The organism is Bacillus sp. FSL H8-0534, from assembly GCF_038005885.1.
GTDB lineage: Bacteria > Bacillota > Bacilli > Bacillales > Bacillaceae_G > Bacillus_A > Bacillus_A pseudomycoides.
This window is the reverse complement of record NZ_JBBOUC010000001.1, coordinates 3,061,555-3,084,062: the sequence shown is the minus strand read 5'-3', so window position 1 is coordinate 3,084,062 and position 22,508 is coordinate 3,061,555. Positions and strand designations below refer to the sequence as shown.

The 22,508-nt window shown below is 35.9% G+C and carries 24 protein-coding genes; 23 read left to right on the top strand and 1 reads right to left on the bottom strand.

All coding sequences use genetic code 11. The annotated features are described in order from the left end of the window. Window positions 1-9 precede the first annotated feature (9 nt). From holB to rsmI, 6 genes are all read left to right on the top strand, one after another. The gene (gene holB / locus MHH71_RS15825) at window positions 10-993 is read left to right on the top strand and encodes a DNA polymerase III subunit delta' (RefSeq protein WP_018783058.1); all 984 of its coding nucleotides are present in this window, start codon (window positions 10-12) and stop codon (window positions 991-993) included. A gap of 5 nt (window positions 994-998) precedes the next feature. Continuing rightward, window positions 999-1,826: a PSP1 domain-containing protein gene (locus tag MHH71_RS15820; RefSeq protein WP_003194202.1), complete on the top strand. Its 828-nt coding sequence runs from the start codon at window positions 999-1,001 to the stop codon at window positions 1,824-1,826. A 14-nt stretch (window positions 1,827-1,840) separates the two neighbouring features. Continuing rightward, window positions 1,841-2,191, top strand: a complete 351-nt coding sequence (gene yabA, locus MHH71_RS15815) for a DNA replication initiation control protein YabA (RefSeq protein WP_016116893.1) — start codon at window positions 1,841-1,843, stop codon at window positions 2,189-2,191. Between the two features lie 120 nt (window positions 2,192-2,311). Then, entirely contained in the window at window positions 2,312-3,052 is a 741-nt protein-coding gene (locus MHH71_RS15810) for a tRNA1(Val) (adenine(37)-N6)-methyltransferase (protein ID WP_006093070.1), read from the top strand. Beyond that, window positions 3,039-3,329, top strand: a complete 291-nt coding sequence (locus MHH71_RS15805) for a GIY-YIG nuclease family protein (protein WP_033795807.1) — start codon at window positions 3,039-3,041, stop codon at window positions 3,327-3,329. Before MHH71_RS15810 ends, MHH71_RS15805 begins: the two co-directional genes overlap by 14 nt. Beyond that, window positions 3,298-4,173 (top strand): 16S rRNA (cytidine(1402)-2'-O)-methyltransferase, encoded by an 876-nt coding sequence (gene rsmI / locus MHH71_RS15800; protein ID WP_003194207.1) that lies wholly within the window; start codon window positions 3,298-3,300, stop codon window positions 4,171-4,173. Before MHH71_RS15805 ends, rsmI begins: the two co-directional genes overlap by 32 nt. A 20-nt stretch (window positions 4,174-4,193) precedes the next feature. Here the strand turns inward: rsmI and MHH71_RS15795 are convergent, their stop codons facing one another. Beyond that, window positions 4,194-4,478 (bottom strand): AbrB/MazE/SpoVT family DNA-binding domain-containing protein, encoded by a 285-nt coding sequence (locus MHH71_RS15795; protein ID WP_003194210.1) that lies wholly within the window; start codon window positions 4,476-4,478, stop codon window positions 4,194-4,196. Window positions 4,479-4,841: 363 nt separating this feature from the next. On the opposite strand from MHH71_RS15795, the gene metG reads away from it, so the two are divergent. The 17 genes from metG (at window position 4,842) to spoVT (ending at window position 22,492) form a co-directional block, all read left to right on the top strand. Next, window positions 4,842-6,824, top strand: coding sequence for a methionine--tRNA ligase (metG, locus tag MHH71_RS15790; RefSeq protein ID WP_006093071.1), 1,983 nt, complete (start codon window positions 4,842-4,844; stop codon window positions 6,822-6,824). A gap of 177 nt (window positions 6,825-7,001) precedes the next feature. After that, window positions 7,002-7,769, top strand: a complete 768-nt coding sequence (locus MHH71_RS15785) for a TatD family hydrolase (protein ID WP_003194214.1) — start codon at window positions 7,002-7,004, stop codon at window positions 7,767-7,769. A 280-nt stretch (window positions 7,770-8,049) separates the two neighbouring features. Further along, window positions 8,050-8,607: a ribonuclease M5 gene (gene rnmV, locus MHH71_RS15780; RefSeq protein ID WP_018767333.1), complete on the top strand. Its 558-nt coding sequence runs from the start codon at window positions 8,050-8,052 to the stop codon at window positions 8,605-8,607. Then, window positions 8,604-9,485 carry a 16S rRNA (adenine(1518)-N(6)/adenine(1519)-N(6))-dimethyltransferase RsmA gene (rsmA, locus tag MHH71_RS15775; protein ID WP_016116901.1) on the top strand — a complete coding sequence of 294 codons (882 nt, stop codon included), beginning with the start codon at window positions 8,604-8,606 and terminating at the stop codon, window positions 9,483-9,485. Before rnmV ends, rsmA begins: the two co-directional genes overlap by 4 nt. A 239-nt stretch (window positions 9,486-9,724) precedes the next feature. After that, the gene (gene yabG / locus MHH71_RS15770) at window positions 9,725-10,588 is read left to right on the top strand and encodes a sporulation peptidase YabG (protein ID WP_003205440.1); all 864 of its coding nucleotides are present in this window, start codon (window positions 9,725-9,727) and stop codon (window positions 10,586-10,588) included. Between the two features lie 277 nt (window positions 10,589-10,865). Beyond that, on the top strand, window positions 10,866-11,129 hold the full coding sequence (veg, locus tag MHH71_RS15765; protein ID WP_018767332.1) for a biofilm formation stimulator Veg: 264 nt from the start codon (window positions 10,866-10,868) through the stop codon (window positions 11,127-11,129). 90 nt (window positions 11,130-11,219) lie between these two features. Beyond that, window positions 11,220-11,399 carry an acid-soluble spore protein SspF gene (gene sspF / locus MHH71_RS15760; RefSeq protein WP_016116903.1) on the top strand — a complete coding sequence of 60 codons (180 nt, stop codon included), beginning with the start codon at window positions 11,220-11,222 and terminating at the stop codon, window positions 11,397-11,399. A gap of 196 nt (window positions 11,400-11,595) precedes the next feature. After that, window positions 11,596-12,465: a 4-(cytidine 5'-diphospho)-2-C-methyl-D-erythritol kinase gene (gene ispE / locus MHH71_RS15755; protein WP_018767331.1), complete on the top strand. Its 870-nt coding sequence runs from the start codon at window positions 11,596-11,598 to the stop codon at window positions 12,463-12,465. Window positions 12,466-12,519: 54 nt separating this feature from the next. Next, window positions 12,520-13,368: a pur operon repressor gene (gene purR / locus MHH71_RS15750; protein WP_078211859.1), complete on the top strand. Its 849-nt coding sequence runs from the start codon at window positions 12,520-12,522 to the stop codon at window positions 13,366-13,368. 204 nt (window positions 13,369-13,572) lie between these two features. Then, complete coding sequence (locus tag MHH71_RS15745) at window positions 13,573-13,947, top strand: RidA family protein (RefSeq protein WP_006093074.1); 375 nt, start codon at window positions 13,573-13,575, stop codon at window positions 13,945-13,947. 152 nt (window positions 13,948-14,099) lie between these two features. Continuing rightward, window positions 14,100-14,393, top strand: coding sequence for a septation regulator SpoVG (gene spoVG, locus MHH71_RS15740; protein ID WP_002174553.1), 294 nt, complete (start codon window positions 14,100-14,102; stop codon window positions 14,391-14,393). Window positions 14,394-14,903: 510 nt separating this feature from the next. Next, complete coding sequence (gene glmU / locus MHH71_RS15735; protein ID WP_018767328.1) at window positions 14,904-16,283, top strand: bifunctional UDP-N-acetylglucosamine diphosphorylase/glucosamine-1-phosphate N-acetyltransferase GlmU; 1,380 nt, start codon at window positions 14,904-14,906, stop codon at window positions 16,281-16,283. 18 nt (window positions 16,284-16,301) lie between these two features. After that, window positions 16,302-17,255 carry a ribose-phosphate diphosphokinase gene (locus tag MHH71_RS15730; RefSeq protein ID WP_000107420.1) on the top strand — a complete coding sequence of 318 codons (954 nt, stop codon included), beginning with the start codon at window positions 16,302-16,304 and terminating at the stop codon, window positions 17,253-17,255. A 72-nt stretch (window positions 17,256-17,327) separates the two neighbouring features. After that, window positions 17,328-17,888, top strand: a complete 561-nt coding sequence (gene pth, locus MHH71_RS15725) for an aminoacyl-tRNA hydrolase (RefSeq protein WP_003194236.1) — start codon at window positions 17,328-17,330, stop codon at window positions 17,886-17,888. Between the two features lie 70 nt (window positions 17,889-17,958). Beyond that, a complete protein-coding gene (locus MHH71_RS15720) occupies window positions 17,959-18,183 on the top strand; it encodes an anti-sigma-F factor Fin family protein (protein WP_003194238.1) in 225 nt (74 codons plus the stop codon). Between the two features lie 106 nt (window positions 18,184-18,289). Continuing rightward, window positions 18,290-21,820 carry a transcription-repair coupling factor gene (gene mfd, locus MHH71_RS15715; protein WP_006093075.1) on the top strand — a complete coding sequence of 1,177 codons (3,531 nt, stop codon included), beginning with the start codon at window positions 18,290-18,292 and terminating at the stop codon, window positions 21,818-21,820. Window positions 21,821-21,955: 135 nt separating this feature from the next. Next, window positions 21,956-22,492, top strand: coding sequence for a stage V sporulation protein T (gene spoVT / locus MHH71_RS15710; protein ID WP_006093076.1), 537 nt, complete (start codon window positions 21,956-21,958; stop codon window positions 22,490-22,492). Window positions 22,493-22,508: the final 16 nt, after the last annotated feature.

The window sequence follows — 22,508 nt, the reverse complement described above, 5'->3', positions numbered from 1 at the left end:
GTATGCATTATGACGAGGACGTGGGAGCAGCTTTCTGCTATACAGCCCATTGGTGTAAAGATGTTGATGAATAGTATTGCAAAAGGGCGTATATCCCACGCTTATTTGTTAGAAGGTGCAAAAGGAACTGGAAAATATGAAACGGCAATTCAAATGGCAAAGAGTTTTCTTTGTAAACAAAGAAACGGTGTGGAGCCGTGTCATACATGTACGAATTGCCGCCGGATTGATTCGGGTAACCATCCTAATTTACATATTGTAAGGCCAGATGGGTTATCTATTAAAAAACAACAAATTCATGATTTACAGGAAGAGTTTTCAAAAACGGGTTTAGAGGCAAATAAAAAGGTATATATTATTGAGCATGCAGATCGAATGACAGCAAATGCTGCTAATACCTTATTAAAATTTTTAGAAGAACCAAGCAGCAATACAACAGCTATTTTACTTACTGAACAAAGTCATCAAATTTTAAATACTATTTTATCTCGTTGCCAAGTTGTGACATTTAGACCTTTGTCTACAGAATCTTTAATTGAGAGACTGCAGGGGGATGGAATTGCAGTTTCTTTATCTACCCTTGCTGCACAGCTTACGAATAGTTTTGAGGAAGCGTTATTACTGTGTAATGATGAATGGTTTGCACAAGCACGAGCTTTAGTGATAAAATTATGTGAAGCGCTCGAAAAAGATACAACCTCTCTTTTTTTTGTACAAGAAAAGTGGGGGAAACACTTTGGAGAGAAGGAACAATTACAACAAGGTTTAGATATTTTACTCCTTATTTATAGGGATTTATTATATGTTCAATTAGGAGAGGAAGATCGTCTTGTCTTTCAAGATCAAAAGGAGATGTTTCATTCTTTCTCTTACGCTCAGAAGCGCATTGTATCAGCTCTTTTTAATATATTAGAAGCAAAAAATAGAATCAACGCTAATGTAAATGCGCAGCTTGTGTTCGAACAGTTAGTGTTGCGGTTGCAGGAGGGATGACCGTTTTGTATGATGTAGTAGGTGTTCGCTTTAAGAAGGCCGGAAAAGTGTATTACTTTGACCCGAATCAATTCGATATCTCGGAAAATGAATTTGTGATCGTGGAAACTGTACGAGGTATTGAATATGGGAAAGTAGTTATTACAAAAAAGCAAGTTGATGAAAATGATGTGGTACTACCGCTAAAGAAAGTCATTCGCATTGCAAATGAAAATGATCGGACAATTGTTGAAGAGAACAAACATGCTGCAAAAGAAGCATATCAAGTTTGTCAACAAAAGGTAGGGGAACATAAACTTGATATGAAGCTTGTAGACGTAGAATATACGTTTGATCGTAATAAGATTATTTTCTATTTTACAGCGGATGGTCGTATTGACTTTCGTGAACTTGTAAAAGACTTAGCTGCAATTTTTCGGACAAGAATTGAGCTAAGACAAATTGGTGTTCGCGATGAAGCAAAAATGCTTGGTGGTATTGGTCCATGCGGCCGTATGCTTTGTTGTTCTACATTTTTAGGTGATTTTGAACCTGTATCCATTAAAATGGCAAAGGATCAAAATTTATCATTAAATCCTGCGAAAATTTCTGGCTTATGTGGCCGATTAATGTGTTGCTTAAAATATGAGAATGACGAGTATGAAGCGGCAAAAGAGCAACTTCCTGATTTAGATCAACGTATACAAACACCGCATGGTCTTGGACGCGTTATCGGATTAAATATTTTAGAAAGATTAATTCAAGTGGAATTAGTAGACAAGGAACGGATAGTAGAATATACGTTAGATGAATTAATTAATGAAGGGGTCGTTTCGAGTCAAACCACAGATTAATGAGGTGGGTGCTTGTGGAGAAAAAGGATATTTTTGCAGCGGTTTCCAGTATGGAAGAGCAAATTGGACATTTATATAAGCAGTTGGGAGAATTAAAGCAACATCTTGCAGAGTTACTTGAAGAAAACCAACATATTAAAATGGAAAATGAAAATTTGCGACGTCGTTTTGAAGAAATACAGAATAAGGAAAAACAAAAAACTCAAAAACGAAAAGAAATGAAGCCTAAAACGGATATTGGTGAAGGCTACGATAACCTAGCACGCCTATATCAAGAAGGTTTCCATATCTGTAATTTACATTATGGAAGTGTACGTAAAGAAGGGGATTGTTTATTCTGTCTGTCATTTTTAAATAAAAAATGAAATTACCTTTCCAATATATTGGAAAGGTAATTTTTTATACATGAGAGTAAAGATAAGATGAAATAGGTCTTAGTTTTACGTTCAAATAGGGTAGGTTAAGTATAAGAAAGGAAATCGTATATGCACTTATATGAAGATGAACGTTTAGATTATTTACTAGCGGAAGAAATGAAAATTATTCAAAGTCCATCTGTGTTTAATTTTTCTTTAGACGCAGTGTTACTTGCGAATTTTGCATGGGTTCCGATTCAAAAGGGAAATTTGCTTGATTTATGTACAGGAAATGCTGTTATTCCGCTTTTGTTAAGCACGAGAACGAAAGGGAATATTACAGGGGTAGAAATTCAAGAACGCTTGTATGATATGGGAGTAAGAAGCATCCAGTATAACAAGTTAGAAGAAAGAATCCAGTTAATTCATGGAGACTTAAAGGATATGCCAGAGCAGCTTGGGCGTCATCAATACGATGTTGTAACATGTAATCCGCCGTATTTTCAAACGCCAAAGGCATCTGAGAAAAACATTAACGAGCATTTAGCTATAGCTCGTCATGAAATTATGTGTACATTAGAGGATGTCGTATATGCTAGTAGTCAGCTTGTAAAGCAAGGTGGTAAGGTAGCATTTGTTCATCGTCCAGGTCGATTACTTGATATTGTAACACTAATGAGAAAGTATAAGATTGAACCAAAACGTGTGCAGTTTGTATATCCAAAGGCGGGTAAAGAAGCAAATACGCTACTAATAGAAGGAATTAAAGATGGAAATGCAGATTTGAAAATTTTGCCACCCCTTTTTGTATATGAGGAAAATAATGAGTATACAAAGGAGCTTCGTTCAATCTTATATGGAGAAGAATAAACATTATTTTTATGTAGTAGAATGTTCAGATAGGAGTTATTATGCAGGGTATACAAATAATTTAGAGAAACGAATTCAAACTCATAATAGTGGGAAGGGAGCACGTTATACTCGTGCTAGGCTTCCTGTTGTTTTAAAATACGTAGAGGTTCATGGAGATAAAACGACAGCGATGCAAGCTGAATATCATTTTAAACAGTTAAAGCGAAAAGAAAAAGAAGAATATATGCAAAAAGGAGAACGCTATGTGGCAGCAAAAAAGTTTTCAAGCAAATGAAAAGGGAGCCTTATATTTAGTTCCAACGCCGATTGGTAATTTAGAAGATATGACGTTTCGTTCGATTCGGATATTGAAAGAGGCTGATATCATTGCTGCTGAAGATACGCGGCAGACGAAAAAGCTTTGTAACTATTTTGAAATTGAAACACCAGTTATGAGTTATCATGAGCATAATAAGGAAGTAAGTGGACAGAAAATTTTAGATAAGCTAGAAGATGGAAAAACAGTAGCTCTTGTAAGTGATGCAGGTATGCCTTGTATTTCTGATCCAGGCTACGACATTGTTGTAGAAGCTGTAGAGAAACAATATCATGTTATTCCACTTCCAGGGGCAAATGCTGCTCTTACAGCGCTAATTGCATCAGGGTTAGAAACGAGACATTTTTATTTTTACGGATTTTTGCACAGAAATAAAAAAGAACGTAAGGCGGAATTAGAAAAGCTTCGTTATGTTCCAACTACGATGATGTTCTATGAAGCGCCGCATCGGTTAGATGATACATTAATTTCTATGAAAGAAGTACTTGGAAATAGAGAAATTGTATTGTGCCGAGAACTAACGAAAAAATTTGAAGAATTTATTCGTGGTTCGGTAGAAGAAGCGATTGAATGGACAAAGCAAAATGAGGTTCGTGGTGAATTTTGTATATTAGTATCCGGGTCAAAGGAGGAAGCTGCTCCAGAGGAACAGTGGTGGGAAGCTATATCAGTATACGATCATATCGAACATTACATAAACGAGCAAGGAATGTCTTCAAAGGATGCAATTAAAAAGGCGGCCAAAGATCGAGATTTGTCGAAACGAGACGTCTATCAAATCTATCATGTTGATAAAAAATAAGCTTCTCATAATTGAGAAGCTTATTTTACTGCTTGAATATATTGTTGAAGTTCGTTTAAGATCTGTTCAGCGCCTTCTTTGCTTAAGATAATTTTACCTTCAGCTAAAGAAAGGTTACCATCAGACACTTCACCAGTTACTTGGCAAGTCATGTTAGGCTTATATTTTTTTAGGATGATTTTTTCGTCATCAACGTAAATTTCAAGAGCATCCTTTTCAGCAATACCTAATGTACGACGTAATTCAATCGGAATTACAACACGGCCTAATTCATCAACTTTACGAACGATACCAGTAGATTTCATATTCGTTATCCTCCTCATATTCTGTAAGTTTGCGAGTCTATATTTTAATTCGTCATTTTTCGACAAAATACCCTATGAACATATGATACCAATCATTTACATTTCCGTCAATTCATAAATTTTATATTTTATGAAAGAATTGTAGATTTTTATACTTCTTATATATAATAGAAAATGAAAGAATTACACAAGTATTTTACTGTATTTTTAAATTTTATCAATATTTCAGATAAATTACTGTATATTTTTTTTGAATATGAGTAATAGATGATAAAGATAATCGAGCATTAATTCGTTTTTATGCGTCAGTTTTTGATATACTGTTTATAAATACATATGAGGTCATTTGGGAGGTTCAAAACAATGACAGAGGAAAATAAGACCTTTTATATCACTACTCCAATTTATTATCCAAGCGGAAAGCTTCATATTGGACATGCTTATACAACGGTAGCAGGAGATGCAATGGCACGCTACAAGCGCATGCAAGGATATGATGTTCATTATTTAACAGGTACTGATGAGCATGGACAAAAGATTCAAAAGAAAGCAGAAGAACTACAAGTTACACCACAAGCATATGTTGATAACATTGTAGCAGGAATTAAAGAATTGTGGGAGAAAATGGACATTTCTTACGATGACTTTATTCGGACAACCGAAGATCGTCATAAAGAAGTTGTTGAAAAGATTTTTAAACAACTTGTTGATCAAGGTGATATTTATCTTGATGAATATGAAGGATGGTATTCTGTACAGGATGAAACATTCTACACAGAACATCAACTTGTTGATCCGATTATGGAAGGCGATAAAGTAGTCGGAGGAAAAAGTCCAGATAGTGGCCATGCTGTAGAACTTGTTCGCGAAGAATCTTACTTCTTTAGAATGGGTAAATATGTAGATCGACTACTACAATTTTATGAAGAAAATCCACACTTCATTCAACCTGAATCTCGTAAAAATGAAATGATTAATAACTTCATTAAACCAGGTCTAGAAGATTTAGCAGTTTCTCGTACTTCTTTTGACTGGGGAATTCGTGTGCCAGGTAACCCCAAACACGTTATTTACGTATGGGTAGATGCATTATCTAATTACATTACAGCACTAGGATATGGAACAGATAATGAAGAGAAATATAAAAAGTATTGGCCAGCAGATGTTCACTTAGTAGGAAAAGAAATTGTTCGTTTCCATACAATTTATTGGCCGATTATTTTAATGGCACTAGATTTACCACTGCCGAAAAAGGTATTTGCTCATGGTTGGATCTTAATGAAAGACGGAAAAATGAGTAAATCAAAAGGTAATGTAGTTGATCCAGTTACGTTAATTGATCGTTATGGATTGGATGCACTGCGTTACTATTTACTTCGTGAGGTTCCATTTGGATCAGACGGTGTATTTACGCCAGAAGGTTTTGTTGAGCGAATTAATTTTGACCTTGCAAATGACTTAGGAAACTTATTAAATCGTACAGTAGCGATGATTGATAAGTACTTTAATGGAGAAATTCCTGCTTTTAAAGAAAATGTAACTGAGTTTGATGAAACATTAGTAACGTTTGCACAGGGTACATTGAAAAAAATAGAAGAAGCAATGGAAAACATGGAGTTTTCAGTAGCATTGAGTTCTATTTGGCAACTGGTTAGCCGTACTAATAAATATATTGATGAAACACAACCTTGGGTATTAGCGAAAGATGAGAATGATCGTGATAAGCTTGCGTCCGTAATGGCACACCTTGCAGAAATGCTTCGCCAAATGGCTATTATGCTTATGCCATTCTTGACAGCAACACCAAGTAAAATCTTTACACAACTTGGCCTTACTGATGAAGCTTATCAATCTTGGGATAGCCTTTCTACGATTGGTTGTATTCCAGCTAGCACGAAGGTAGTCAAAGGACAACCAATTTTCCCACGTTTAGAGGTAGAAGTTGAAGTTGAATATATCAAAGAACAAATGAAAGGTTCTGCTCCTAAAGTAGAAGAGAAAAAGGAAGAGGAACCGAAGGCAGAAGAAATTACAATTGATGATTTCTTTAAAGTTGAATTGCGTGTGGCGGAAGTAATAGAAGCAGAGCCTGTAAAAAAAGCAGACAAACTGTTAAAGATTCAACTTGATTTAGGCACAGAAAAGCGACAAGTTGTTTCTGGAATTGCTAAATTTTACACACCAGAAGAATTAAAAGGGAAAAAAGTTATTTGTGTAACAAATTTAAAACCAGTGAAATTACGTGGTGAATTATCACAAGGTATGATTTTAGCAGGCGAAGAAAACGGAGTATTGTCTTTAGCAACAATTGATCAAAATTTATCAAATGGTACAAAAATCAAGTAATCTTGACAAAATAAGAGATGTTTCACGTGTAACATTCGTGGAGCATCTTTTTTTCTTGTTAGGAATCTTTTTAAAAATTCCTTTTTTGTATTAAGATTGTACTATTGTTATTACGTTTTTAGGGAAGAGATTTTTTACTATGATAGAATTTATTTCAAATAAAAGGAGTTATTTGTTATGTTGTTTGATACACATTCACATTTAAATGCAGAGCAATTTGAAGAAGATTTACAGGAAGTTATTGCAAGAATGAAAGAAGCTAGGGTTTCGTATACAGTTGTTGTTGGTTTTGATGAGGTAACAATAAAAAAAGCAATTGAGCTCGCAGAAACATATGACTTTATTTATGCAGCGGTTGGTTGGCATCCCGTTGATGCCATTGATATGACAGAAGGACATTTAGTTTGGTTAGAAGAGTTAGCTGCACACCCAAAAGTAGTTGCTCTTGGTGAAATGGGGTTGGACTATCATTGGGACAAGTCTCCGAAGGAAGTACAGAAAGAAGTATTTCGTAAACAAATTCAGTTAGCAAAGAAAGTGAAATTGCCTATTATTATACATAACCGTGATGCAACGCAAGATATTGTAGATATTCTAGAAGAAGAAAATGCAGCTGAAGTAGGCGGCATTATGCATTGCTTTAGTGGCAGTGTAGAGGTGGCAAAACAATGTATTGATATGAATTTTTTAATTTCATTGGGTGGGCCAGTAACTTTCAAAAATGCAAAGAAACCGAAAGAAGTTGCAATGGAAATTCCAATGGAAAAGCTGCTAATAGAAACAGATTGTCCATACTTAACGCCACATCCATTTCGTGGTAAACGAAATGAGCCAAGTTATGTGAAACTTGTTGCAGAAGAAATTGCTAACTTAAAAGGTATTTCATACGAAGAGGTCGCAAAGGTAACTACAGAAAATGCAAAAGCTTTATTTGGTGTTGAATAAGAAAGAATGGTGAATTCCATTCTTTTTCTTTTACCCTGCCACTATTGTTACCTCCCAATGAAGAGACGCCAACAATACCCAGAAGGCAATACAAGCTAGCTAACTAACGGATATATTTGTAGGGAAGAAAACAAGTGAGGTTAAAGTGTTACAATAAGAAGAGTAGGCAGAGGATTTTTTCTCCTCTGTTTTTTAAATTGTATCAGTGGGAAAATAATAATGGAAAAGTATTCGTTTTTTTGTTTTACTAAGTAGAGACGAAATCAGTGTGGAGGCAGTCATGAAAATTAAAGAGATTATCGTTGTAGAAGGTAAAGATGATACAGTTGCAATTAAGCGTGCTGTTGATGCAGATACAATTGAAACGAACGGTTCAGCAATCGGTGAACATGTCATTGAGCAAGTAAAATTGGCACAGCAAAAGCGAGGCGTTATTATTTTGACGGATCCTGATTACCCGGGAGAGCGTATTCGGAAAATTATTTCTGAGAAGGTTCCGGGTTGTAAGCATGCTTTCTTACCGAAAGAAGAGGCACTTGCCAAGAGAAAAAAAGGAGTCGGAATTGAACATGCTTCCAATGAATCCATTCGCCGTGCTTTAGAAAATGTTCACGAAGAAATGGAAGCCTATACGAGCGAAATTAGTTGGAGTGACTTAGTAGATGCTGGACTAGTAGGCGGAGAACAGGCAAAAAGTCGTAGAGAAAAAATGGGTAAACTATTAAAGATTGGTTATACAAATGCGAAGCAGCTACATAAACGTTTACAAATGTTTCAAGTTTCAAAAGAAGCATTTGCGGAAGCATATAAACAAGTATTACAGGAGGAAAAGAAATGAAGGATATCGCAACACCGAATCGTACGAAAGATATTGTTGAAAAGTACGGGTTTTCATTCAAAAAGAGTTTAGGTCAAAATTTCTTAATTGATACAAACGTATTAAATCGTATTGTGGATTATGCAGAAATCGGCCCAGAGAGCGGAGCAATTGAAATTGGTCCTGGTATTGGAGCGTTAACGGAGCAGTTAGCAAAACGTGCTAAGAAAGTAGTCGCTTTCGAAATCGATCAACGACTATTACCAATTCTAGATGAAACATTAGCTCCTTACAGCAACGTAACTGTAATTAATAAAGATATTTTAAAAGCAGATGTACATGAAGTATTCGGAGAGCAGTTCGAAAAAGGGCAAGACGTAATGGTAGTAGCAAATTTACCATACTACGTTACAACACCAATTTTGTTTAAATTGCTAGAAGAACAATTACCAGTTCGTGGGTTTGTTGTTATGATGCAAAAAGAAGTGGGAGATCGCTTAGCGGCTAAACCAGGAACGAAAGACTACGGTTCTCTATCTATTGCAATTCAATATTATACGGAGGTAGAAACAGTTATGACTGTTCCGCGCACCGTATTTGTCCCACAACCAAATGTAGATTCCGCAGTTATTCGTCTTTTAAAACGTCCAAAACCAATTGTTGAAGTGAAAGATGAGAAGTTTTTCTTCGAAGTAGTACGAGCAAGCTTTGCACAACGTCGTAAAACGTTGATGAATAACTTATCAAATAATCTAAATGGTTTCCCGAAAGATAAAGAGTTATTAGATCGTATTTTAACGGAAGTAGGCATTGATCCAAAGCGAAGAGGCGAAACATTATCAATCGAAGAATTTGCAGCACTGAGTAATGCATTAGTCTCTCATAAAGTGAAACTTTAATCCCCCACTGATTATTAGTTGAACCAATCGGGCTTTTATGGGCAGTTAATCCCCCACCTAACTTCTTTACTTTCGCTGAATTTTGAGGTGGGGATCTTACTGGTCGCAAATAGCGGGATAAACAATAAAAGGACAGCTCAATTCGAGCTGTCCTTTTTGTCACCCTTTTCACTCTAAATTCATACGTTAAAAACAGAACATGGTTAGTGAGATGGCCTAATGAATTTGGAGGTAGGATAATGGCTGTACATGTTGGAGATTTAGTGGAACGACAGTCTTATAACCGAGACATTCTTTTTCGCATTACAGAAATAAAAGGTGAAATTGCAATATTATTTGGAGAAGAAGTCAGACTTGTGGCAGATGCACCGCTTGAAGATTTAATTAGCATTGATCAGAGAGAGTATAAGAAAAGGGAAAAGCGTGAGAAGGAAACGATGGAGCGAACATATCGCCTGTTTCAACAAGACTATGTTTTGATGAAGCAACGTCACGAGCATAATTCTACAGGAGGATATACGAGTGAAGTCAATTATTTTCAAATGCCAGGTAGGGTTTTGCATATAGATGGAGACCCATTATATTTACGGAAATGTTTAGATTTATATACAAAGATAGGTGTTCCAGTTCAAGGGGTACATTGTAAAGAAACAGAAATGCATGAAAAGGTAGTTGATTTAATCGATCATTTTCGTCCAGACATTTTGGTCATTACAGGTCATGATGCATATACAAAATCTAAAGGAGTTATGGGAGACTTAGCAGCTTATCGTCATTCTCGGCACTTTGTACAGGCCGTTCGGGAAGTGCGAAAAAAATACCCTTCTTTAGATCAACTTGTTATTTTTGCAGGGGCATGTCAGTCCCATTTTGAAGCATTAATTCGAGCTGGTGCTAATTTTGCTAGTTCACCATCGCGTATTAATATTCATGCATTGGATCCAGTATATGTAGTGGGGAAGATTAGTTTTACTTCATTTATGGAACGCGTAAATGTATGGGATGTTGTTCGAAATACTATTACTGGGCAAAAAGGCCTTGGTGGTATTGAGACCCGAGGACTTTTACGAACAGGATTACCTTTTCAATATTATGAAGAGTAAGCAAGGTATATATGTACCTTGTTTTTCTTATGGGAAAAGTATCAGTTTGTTTGGTGAAAGATGTACCATAAACAAGGATTTGTAGGTGCTTGGATAAAAAAAGGTAAGAACGTACAGACTATACAATAATACTTTTACAATATAGTAATTCTTCTATCTATTCGAACGCATTAGGTTCTTGCGAAGATATTGCTTGTTATGTATAGGCAATGATTGGGATAGATATATCATGTATTTATGTATTCACTCTAAATTACAGCGAGGTGTAGCAAAGTATATGTCAAAACGTTTAGATGAAATTAAAAGTGAATTAGATCATCATCTTGGGAAGCGCCTTATGTTAAAGGCGAATAGTGGAAGAAGAAAAACAGTGGAACAATCAGGCGTACTAGCAGAAACTTATCGTTCTGTTTTTGTTGTACAGTTAGATCAACAAGAAGATACATTGCAGCGTGTTTCCTATAGCTATGCAGATGTTTTAACAGAAACGGTAGAATTAACGTTTTATGATGATCCTCAGAACGAGGTTATTTTAGGGTAATCGTCTAATTTGTTACATATATTCCCATAAATAAAAAAGACATTTTTTTGCATACTAATTATACCGTAGCAAAATAAGGAGGGACCTGCATTGAGTAGACGAAGAGGAGTCATGTCAAATCAGTTTAAAGAAGAGCTTGCAAAAGAGCTTGGATTTTATGATGTTGTTCAGAAAGAAGGATGGGGCGGAATTCGTGCGAAAGATGCTGGTAATATGGTGAAACGTGCTATTGAAATTGCACAGCAGCAATTAATGAAACAAAACCAGTAGTTGCAAAATAACTTCTATGCTACGGTAGCCGAGGAGAAATTCCTCGGCTTTTTGCACGCCAAAAGGTATCATCATTTTGCATAAGTAGTTTCATTCTGAATGCTTTTCGTTATAATTAGGGAAGTGTCATCGTCTTACTATAAATTTATGGTAAAATAAACGATAAAAGATTGAGTACATAGAGTGGGTGAATAGATTGAAGCTACTAGTGAAAGCACCAGCAAAGATTAATCTGTCGTTAGATGTACTAGGGAAAAGACAAGACGGTTATCATGAAGTGAAAATGATTATGACAACAATCGATTTAGCAGATCGTTTAGAGTTAACGGAGTTATCAGAAGACCGTATTGAAATTGTATCCCATAATCGGTATGTCCCAGACGACCAGCGTAATTTAGCTTATCAAGCAGCGAAATTATTAAAAGAGAAATTTAAGGTAAAACAAGGTGTATCTATTGCTATTGAAAAAACAATTCCAGTAGCAGCAGGATTAGCAGGTGGAAGCAGTGATGCGGCTGCTACATTACGTGGTCTTAATAAGCTATGGAATTTAGGTCTTACAATAGGTGAATTAGCGGAACTTGGAGCAGAAATTGGGTCTGACGTATCCTTTTGTGTATATGGCGGAACAGCGATTGCGACAGGAAGAGGAGAAAAGGTTGAGCATATAAAGACACCTCCTTCTTGTTGGGTTATTTTAGCGAAGCCTCATATCGGTGTATCTACTGCTGACGTATATGGAAATTTACAATTAAATCGTGTTACACATCCAGACGTAGATAAAATGGTTGAAGTTATCAATCAAGGTGACTATAAAGGAATATGCAATGCAGTTGGAAATGTATTAGAAGATGTGACATTTGCGATGCATCCTGAAGTTGCACGTATTAAAGCACAGATGAAGCGCTTTGGCGCAGATGCAGTTTTAATGAGTGGCAGTGGTCCAACTGTGTTTGGGCTTGTGCATCATGATTCGCGTATGCACCGTATTTATAACGGTTTAAAAGGATTTTGTGAACAAGTATACGCAGTCCGTCTATTAGGAGAGCGAGAAACGCTTGAATAAAGACGTATAATAAGTTATGATTTGTTTAGAATATTCGTGATTTGGGGTGAGAATGTGAAAATTAGACGGAGTACAAGACTAGTTGATATGACTTACTATTTATTGCAAAATCCTCGTCAGTTAGTTTCTCTCACTTTTTTTGCTGAACGGTATCAATCAGCTAAGTCTTCCATTAGTGAAGATTTAGTTATTATTAAGCAAACGTTTGAACAACACGGGGTCGGCACATTGCAAACGATACCAGGGGCAGCAGGAGGAGTGAAATATATTCCATATATAAGTGAAGAGGAAGCAAATCTGATCATTAATGAGCTTTGTGGCTTATTTGAGAATCCAGATCGTATTCTTCCAGGTGGATACTTATATATGACGGATCTTTTGAGTAATCCACGCTATATCAACGGGGCAGGTCGCCTATTTGCTTCTGTATTTGCGAGGCAGCCGATTGATGCGGTTATGACGGTAGCAACAAAAGGAATTCCGCTTGCATATGCGGTAGCGAATTATTTAGATGTACCTGTGGTAATTGCAAGAAAAGATAATAAGGTAACAGAAGGACCAACAGTTAGTATTAACTATGTATCAGGTTCATCTAAGCGTATTCAAACAATGACTTTAGCAAAACGTAGTCTTCCGGAAGGTGCCAATGTTTTAATCGTTGATGATTTTATGAAGGCTGGAGGAACAATTCAAGGCATGATTAGCATGCTAGAAGAGTTTAATGCTAATGTTGTTGGAATCGGCGTATTAGTAGAATCGACAGATATTGAAGAAAGACTTATTAATAACTTTGTTTCTTTAATCCGCTTATCAGAAGTAGATATTAAAGAGAAAACAATTCAAGTGGAAAAAGGGAATTATTCACTTGTGCCATTTGACGAAGGGCTTGTAGAAGCTGAATAAAAAGGTAAAGCAGAAGCTTTATCTTTTTTTGTAAATGAAAGTGCTAGTGGGCGTTAAGTCTTTTCTTGTATTGTGAAAGTCTTACCGCCCGCTAGCACAGGGCATCCTAATTATTTTAGATAGGATGAACTGAGTTTATATGGGAAGAAAATTTTCTAAGAGTTTTTATTTAAGGAAAATAAAATAATAAAAGGGTGAGAGAATATGAAAGTAGTTCAAACAAATCAAGCACCACAAGCGATTGGTCCATATTCACAAGGGATTATCGTAAATAACATGTTTTATAGCTCAGGACAAATGCCATTAACGGTAGGTGGAGAACTTGTAACAGGTGATGTGAAAATACAAACCGAACAAGTATTTCAAAATTTACAAGCTGTGTTAGAAGAGGCAGGAGCATCATTTGATACGGTTGTAAAAACAACTGTATTTTTAAAAGATATGGATGATTTTAATGATGTAAACGAAGTATATGAAACATATTTTTCTGCACATAAACCAGCTCGTTCTTGTGTACAAGTTGCAAAATTACCGAAAGATGTTTCCGTCGAAATTGAAGTTATTGCCCTTGTAAAATGAAAATTTGTAAGCGATAACGTCCATTAATTGTTATATTCCGTTAAAATAAAAATTTTTATCTTAAAAATTTTTAAAAAATTAAAGGGAAAATAGAAAATTTGTGGAATTTATACAAACATATCGCTTATTTAGAAAAGGGTGGTGAACACAAGATGGAAGTGACTGACGTAAGATTACGCCGCGTAAACACAGAAGGCCGTATGAGAGCGATTGCCTCTATTACATTAGACCATGAGTTTGTTGTTCATGATATTCGTGTAATTGATGGTAATAATGGATTATTTGTAGCAATGCCAAGTAAACGTACTCCAGATGGGGAGTTCCGTGATATTGCGCATCCAATTAATTCTAACACACGCTCAAAAATTCAAGATGCGGTTTTAGCTGAGTATCACCGTTTAGGCGAGTTAGAAGAAGTTGAGTTTGAAGAAGCAGGAGCTTCGTAAAATTCGAATAAAAAGGGCTCTAATAAAGGAGCTCTATAATTTTGTAACAAACTCCTGTAAACATTTACAGGGGTTTGTTTTTTAATTTGTAAATCCATTTTGATTTATTGGCACCTAAGTTCCGGCTATGAAAATAAAAGAAGATCTGAACTCGTTATCTCCTTTTGTCTTCCCTTGGCATGGAGGCAAAAAAGGCCCTGACCGCTTCTGTGCGAGGCCGGGCGCTCTCTCCCGCCTAAAAAGAACGGTTTTGTACTTATAAAGTATTTATTTTGAACAAAATTTTCCGCTAATTAAAGCCTCACTTTATTGTCCTCGTTATATGTAAACTTCTAATTTCTTTAAAATCATTCGAAATAGTATATCTTATTTCCTAAAAAAAGATATTAAAGAATAAAACATCTTATAAGAAGTATGGTAAAATTTAATAGTTATGCTGTGTTTCTTGAAATATATAATGATTTAGGATAATATCTTTAATGGATAAATAGGTTGCGATGGAGGGTCTATATGTCAAACAGATTTGCAGTGATTTTAGCTGCAGGTAAAGGCACACGTATGAAGTCCAAGCTATACAAAGTGCTTCATCCTGTATGCGGAAAACCAATGGTACAGCATGTAGTTGATCAAGTATCTCAATTAGGATTGCAGAAACTTGTAACGGTAGTTGGACATGGTGCTGAAAAAGTACAAGAACAACTAGGGAACGTAAGTGAGTTTGCATTGCAAGCAGAACAACTTGGTACAGCACATGCTGTTGATCAAGCTGCCGATGTACTTGCAAATGAAGAGGGAACAACTTTAGTTATTTGTGGTGATACACCCCTTATAACTGCAGGAACAATGGAAGCATTGTTAAAGCATCATGAAGAAGCAGGAGCGAAAGCGACGGTGTTAACAGCGTACATAGAAGAGCCTGCTGGATATGGACGCATTGTTCGTAATGAAAGTGGTCATGTTGAAAAAATCGTTGAGCATAAAGATGCAAATGAAGTAGAGCGAGCTATTAAAGAAATTAATACAGGTACGTATTGTTTTGATAATAAGGCACTATTTGCTTCACTTTCTAAAGTTTCAAACGATAATGTTCAAGGTGAATATTACCTTCCAGATGTTATTGAGATTTTGAAAAGTGAAGGTCATATTGTATCAGCTTATCAAACAGAACATTTCGATGAAACATTAGGTGTTAATGACAGAGTCGCTCTATCGCAAGCGGAAATTATTATGAAAAAGCGTATTAACCAAAAGAACATGGTAAATGGTGTTACAATTATTGATCCAAATAACACATACATTTCTGCTGATGCAATCATTGGTAGTGATACAGTTCTTTATCCGGGAACAGTTATTGAAGGCAAAACTGTAATTGGTTCTGATTGTGAAATTGGTCCACATACAGTAGTACGTGATAGTGAAATTGGAGATCGTACGACAATTCGTCAATCTACTGTACATGACAGTAAGATTGGTATGGAAGTTTCAGTCGGTCCATTTGCACATATCCGTCCAGATTCAGTTATTGGTGACGAAGTACGCGTTGGAAACTTCGTGGAAATCAAAAAGACTGTTTTTGGTAATAGAAGTAAAGCTTCACACTTAAGTTATATCGGGGATGCACAAGTTGGAGAAGACGTGAATCTTGGTTGTGGTTCAATTACGGTGAACTATGATGGCAAGAATAAATTTAAAACAGTTATTGGAAACGGCGTATTTATTGGTTGTAATTCAAACCTTGTTGCTCCTGTAACAGTTGAAGATGGTGCTTATGTTGCGGCAGGCTCTACAATTACAGAGAGTGTTCCATCAAAAGCATTATCAATTGCACGTGCACGTCAAGTTAACAAAGAAGACTATGTTGATCAATTGCTGAATAAGAAAAAATCATAATGTGGAGGGTTAATCTAGATGTCGACTCAATATCTAAATTCTAATTTGAAAGTATTCTCTTTAAACTCTAATAAGGAACTTGCTGAGCAAATTGCAAAGCATATTGGAGTAGGGTTAGGGAAATGTTCTGTTGACCGTTTTAGTGATGGAGAAGTTCAAATTAACATTGAAGAAAGTATTCGTGGTTGCGATGTATTCATTATTCAATCTACAAGCTTCCCAGTAAATGAACATATCATGGAATTACTTATTATGATTGATGCATTAAAACGTGCATCTGCAAAAACAATTAATATCGTTATTCCTTATTATGGTTATGCGCGTCAAGACCGTAAAGCGCGTTCTCGTGAACCAATTACATCGAAACTTGTAGCAAACTTACTTGAAACAGCAGGTGCAACTCGTGTAATCACTCTAGATTTACATGCTCCACAAATTCAAGGGTTCTTTGATATCCCAATCGACCACTTAATGGGTGTACCGATTCTTTCTGATTACTTTGAGACAAAAGGTCTTAAAGATATCGTAATCGTATCTCCTGACCACGGTGGTGTAACACGTGCAAGAAAAATGGCAGACCGCCTAAAAGCGCCAATTGCTATTATTGATAAACGTCGCCCACGTCCGAATGTGTCGGAAGTTATGAATATCATCGGTAACATTGAAGGTAAGACAGCAATCTTAATTGATGACATCATTGATACAGCTGGTACAATTACATTAGCAGCAAACGCTCTTGTTGAGAACGGTGCTTCTGAAGTATATGCTTGCTGTACACACCCAGTTTTATCTGGTCCAGCAATTGAGCGTATCCAAAACTCAAATATTAAAGAGTTAGTTGTAACAAACTCTATTGTATTACCGGAAGAGAAGAAAATTGATAAAGTACACGAGCTTTCTGTTGCTCCATTAATCGGAGAAGCGATCATTCGTGTTTATGAAGAAGAATCAGTGAGTGTATTATTCAATTAATTGGATAGAATGAGACGTAACCAAATTTGGTTACGTCTTTTCGTATCGTAAAAAGAAAGTAGTGGTACAAGAGTGAAATTAATAGTAGGACTTGGGAACCCGGGTAGAGAATATGAATTAACAAGGCATAATATCGGATTTATGGGAATTGATGAGCTTGCGAAACGATGGGGCATTTCTTTAAGTGAACAAAAGTTTAAAGGCATGTATGGTTCAGGTTTTGTTAATGGTGAAAAAGTAATTTTATTAAAGCCGCTTACGTATATGAATTTATCTGGAGAAAGCATTCGTCCACTTATGGATTACTATAAAATTGATGTAGAAGATTTTGTTGTCATGTATGACGATTTAGATATTCCAGTGGGTAAATTGCGTCTTCGTATGAAAGGTAGTGCAGGCGGTCATAACGGTGTGAAATCGACAATTTCTCATTTAGGAACGCAAGAGTTCCAACGTATTCGTATGGGGATTGATCGTCCAAAAAATGGCATGAAAGTTGTGGATTATGTATTGGGGCGTTTCACAGCAGAAGAGCTACCAGAGGTAAATCAATCTATTGAAAAAGCTGCGGACGCATGTGAAGAGTGGTTGAAGAAACCATTTCTTCAAATTATGAATACTTTTAACGGTTAATGTTCTAAATTGGAATATTTTATAATGTTTTTATCCATACTAGTAGTAATTGTACACTTAGGAGGATAGTATGGAAGGGCATTATTACTGTAGACATTGTGGTTGTAACGTAGGTTCCATTACCGCAGAAAAGGTATACAACAAAGTTTTATTTCAACTAACAGAGCAAGAACGATTGGATATGATTCATTTTCATGAAAATGGAAATATATATATAAAAACAATCTGTGAGTCGTGCCAAGAAACGCTCTCATCTTATCCGGAGTATTATGAGTATGAAAAATTTTTGCAATAAAATGTTGTCGCTTTGGCGTGTCCAAAGCATTTTTCTGTTTTCCTTTTCCAAAATATTTGCATAAAAATATATTAACTTGCTCTTTATGTTGAGAGGAGTTTTGAAAATGATAGGGTTATTAGAGCAATTTTATAAAAATAAAGAAATACAATCCATTATTAATGGACTAGAAGAAGGATTGAAAGAACAGCTTGTATCAGGTATGGCAACTTCTTCTCGTTCTTTATTAATGGCTGCTTTATATAAAAAAACAAAGCAGTCACAACTTGTTGTTACACACAACTTATTTCAAGCGCAAAAAGTATATGAGGATTTAGTATCACTACTTGGTGAGCAGGATGTATGGTTATATCCGGTTAATGAATTAATTGCGTCAGAAATAGGGGTTGCAAGCCCAGAACTAAAAGCGCAGCGTATTGAAGTATTAAATCGTTTAGCGATGGGCGAGCAGGGCATTATTGTTGTTCCAGTTGCTGGATTACGTAGATTTTTACCAATAAAAGAATTATGGAAGCAAAAGCAAATCGAAATTAGTCTAGGGCAAGAGATTGATTTAGATGTATTGCTTCATACATTGCATCATATTGGATATGAACGTAAGTCAATGGTAGAAGCACCTGGAGAATTTAGTTTGCGCGGGGGTATACTGGATATTTATCCGTTAACTGAAGAATTACCGTTTCGTATAGAGTTCTTTGATACGGAAGTAGATTCTATCCGCTCATTTGATGTAGAAGAACAACGCTCTCAAGATAAAAGAGAAAGCGTGAAATTCGGTCCTGCGACAGAATTTTTATTTTCAAAAGATGAACTGAAATTAGGGGTGGAGCGTCTTGAGGAAGGTTTAATGAAGACGATGCAGAAGCTCTCTGATGATAAAATCAAGACAGCAGTACTTGAAACAGTTAGTCACGAGATAGAAATATTGAAAAACGGACAGACTATAGAGCAAATGTTTAAATATTTATCTATTTTTTACAAAGAACATGCTAGTCTAATAGACTATTTACCTGAGAATGGTGTCGTTATCTTAGATGAAATTTCGCGTATTCAAGAAACGGCATCACATCTTGAGACAGAAGAAGCAGAATGGTATACATCGCTTCTAAGTGAAGGGGCAATTATTCAAGATTTGGTGTTCTCACACCAATTTGAAGAATTTCTACACCATAAAAAGAGAAGCTTTGTATATTTAACATTATTTTTACGCCATATTGCACATACGCACCCGCAAAATATTGTTAATGTAACGTGTAAAACAATGCAGGACTTTCATGGGCAAATGCAATTGTTAAAAACAGAAATTGATAGATGGACTGAAGGGGACTTCACGACTGTTGTATTAGGAACAGATGAAGAACGCGCAAAAAAATTACAATATATTTTAAGTGATTATGATATTGAAGCAGACATTATAGAATCTACAGATATATTGCTTCCTGGTCGCCTTCAAATTGCTGTAGGTGATTTACATGCAGGATTTGAAATGCCAATGCAAAAGCTTGTTGTGATTACAGAAAAAGAGCTGTTCCATAAAAAAGTAAAAAAATCACAACGTAAGCAAAAACTATCGAATGCAGAGCGTATTAAAAGTTATTCAGAGTTAAAAGTTGACGACTATGTTGTTCATGTAAATCATGGTATCGGTAAATTTTTAGGAATTGAAACGTTAGAAATTAATGGTGTCCATAAAGATTATTTGAACATTAAATATCAAGGTAACGATAAGTTATATGTGCCAATCGAACAAATTGATCAAGTACAAAAGTATGTAGGATCAGAAGGTAAGAATCCGAAAGTTTACAAACTAGGCGGAAACGATTGGAAAAAGGTCAAAACGAAGGTGGAAAAATCTGTACAAGATATTGCAGATGACTTAATTAAATTGTATGCAGAGCGTGAGGCTTCAAAGGGATATGCGTATACGCCGGACACTGCAGAGCAGCAGGAATTTGAATCATCTTTCCCGTACCAGGAGACAGAAGATCAGTTGCGTTCTATTGAAGAAATTAAGAAAGATATGGAACGTGGGCGTCCGATGGATCGACTTCTATGTGGTGATGTTGGATATGGTAAAACGGAAGTTGCAATTCGTGCAGCGTTTAAAGCAATTATGGATGAAAAGCAAGTTGCAATTTTAGTACCGACAACGATTCTTGCACAACAACACTATGAAACGATTCGAGAACGTTTTCAAGACTACCCAATTAATATTGGATTGTTAAGTAGATTCCGTACTAGAAAACAACAAAATGAAACAATTAAAGGTTTAAAAGATGGGACAGTCGATATTGTTATTGGAACACATCGCATTTTATCTAAAGATGTAACCTATAAAGATTTAGGCTTACTAATTATCGATGAAGAACAAAGATTTGGTGTTACGCATAAAGAAAAGATTAAACAATTGAAAGCGAATGTTGATGTATTAACATTAACGGCAACGCCAATTCCGCGTACGCTCCATATGTCTATGCTCGGTGTACGAGATTTATCTGTTATTGAGACGCCACCAGAAAATCGTTTCCCGGTACAAACATATGTGGTTGAGTATAATCCAGGGTTAATTCGAGAGGCGATAGAACGGGAACTTGCAAGGGGCGGTCAAATTTATTTCTTGTATAACCGTGTTGAAGATATTGAAAGAAAAGCAGATGAAATCTCCATGTTAGTCCCAGAGGCGCGTGTGACGTATGCACATGGGAAAATGAACGAGAGTGAACTAGAGTCTGTCATGCTATCATTTTTAGATGGGCAGCATGATGTTCTTGTAAGTACAACGATTATTGAAACAGGTGTTGATATTCCTAATGTAAATACATTAATTGTATTTGATGCCGATCGTATGGGATTATCACAGCTTTATCAGCTTCGTGGGCGCGTTGGTCGTTCAAACCGTGTTGCTTATGCATACTTTGCATATAAGCGTGATAAAGTGTTGTCAGAAGTCGCTGAGAAGCGTTTACAAGCAATTAAAGAATTCACAGAACTTGGATCAGGATTTAAAATTGCAATGCGAGATTTATCCATTCGTGGTGCTGGTAACTTGTTAGGAGCTGAGCAGCATGGATTCATCGATTCTGTTGGATTTGATCTATATTCTCAAATGTTAAAAGATGCGATTGAACAGCGTCAAGGAACACAAGGAATTGAAAATACGATTGATGTTGAAATTGATTTAGAAGTGGATGCTTACTTGCCAGACGCCTATATTTCAGATAGTAAACAAAAAATTATGATGTACAAACAATTTAGAGGTGTCTCTGCGATTGAAGATATTGAGGAATTACAAGAAGAAATGATTGATCGTTTTGGAGATTATCCGCAAGAAGTTGGATATTTATTACAAATTGCAAATATTAAAGTATTAGCAATGAAAGAACAGATTGAGCTAATTAAGCAAACAAAATTTGAAGTGACGTTTTTATTCTCAGAGCAATCAAGCCAAAATATTGATGGTGGAAAATTATTTATGCTTGGTAATAGTTTTGGTCGTATGATTGGTCTTGGTATGGAAGGTTCTCGTTTGAAAATTGTTATGAAAACGAATGGATTAGAGACATCAAAATGGTTAACAATCGCCGAAAATTTATTAAAAGGTTTGTCTGACGTGAAAAAAGAAGTAATAAATGCCTAAAACAAAATAAAAAATGCAATTCGACGTGCATAGAAGAACTAATGTGTAAAATACTATGTCTAACAGTTGGTGATTTTTACATGAACAGGTAAATTCACCACTTTCATCATCAGTAGAAAGTGAGGCAGCATTAGAATGAAAGCAACTGGAATTGTACGTCGAATTGATGATTTAGGTAGGGTAGTAATTCCGAAAGAAATTCGTAGAACCCTTCGTATCCGAGAAGGAGATCCGCTAGAAATTTTTGTGGATCGCGATGGAGAAGTGATTTTGAAAAAATATTCTCCAATTAGTGAATTAGGTGATTTTGCAAAAGAATATGCAGAAGCTTTATACGATAGTTTAGGACATAACGTACTCGTATGTGATCGCGATTCCATTATCGCCGTAGCGGGGGTATCTAAAAAAGAATACTTAAATAAAAGTGTTGGCGATTTAATCGAAAAAACGATGGAAGATCGAAAATCTGTTGTTATGACAGATGAAAGTGAAATTTCGATTATCGATGGTGTAACTGAAAAGGTTAGCTCTTATACAGTTGGCCCAATCGTTGCAAATGGAGATCCGATTGGAGCTGTTATCATCTTTTCAAAAGAAGCAATTATAAGTGAGGTAGAGCATAAGGCAGTAAATACTGCTGCAAGTTTTTTAGCAAAACAAATGGAACAGTAATTCTTCTTAATCATAA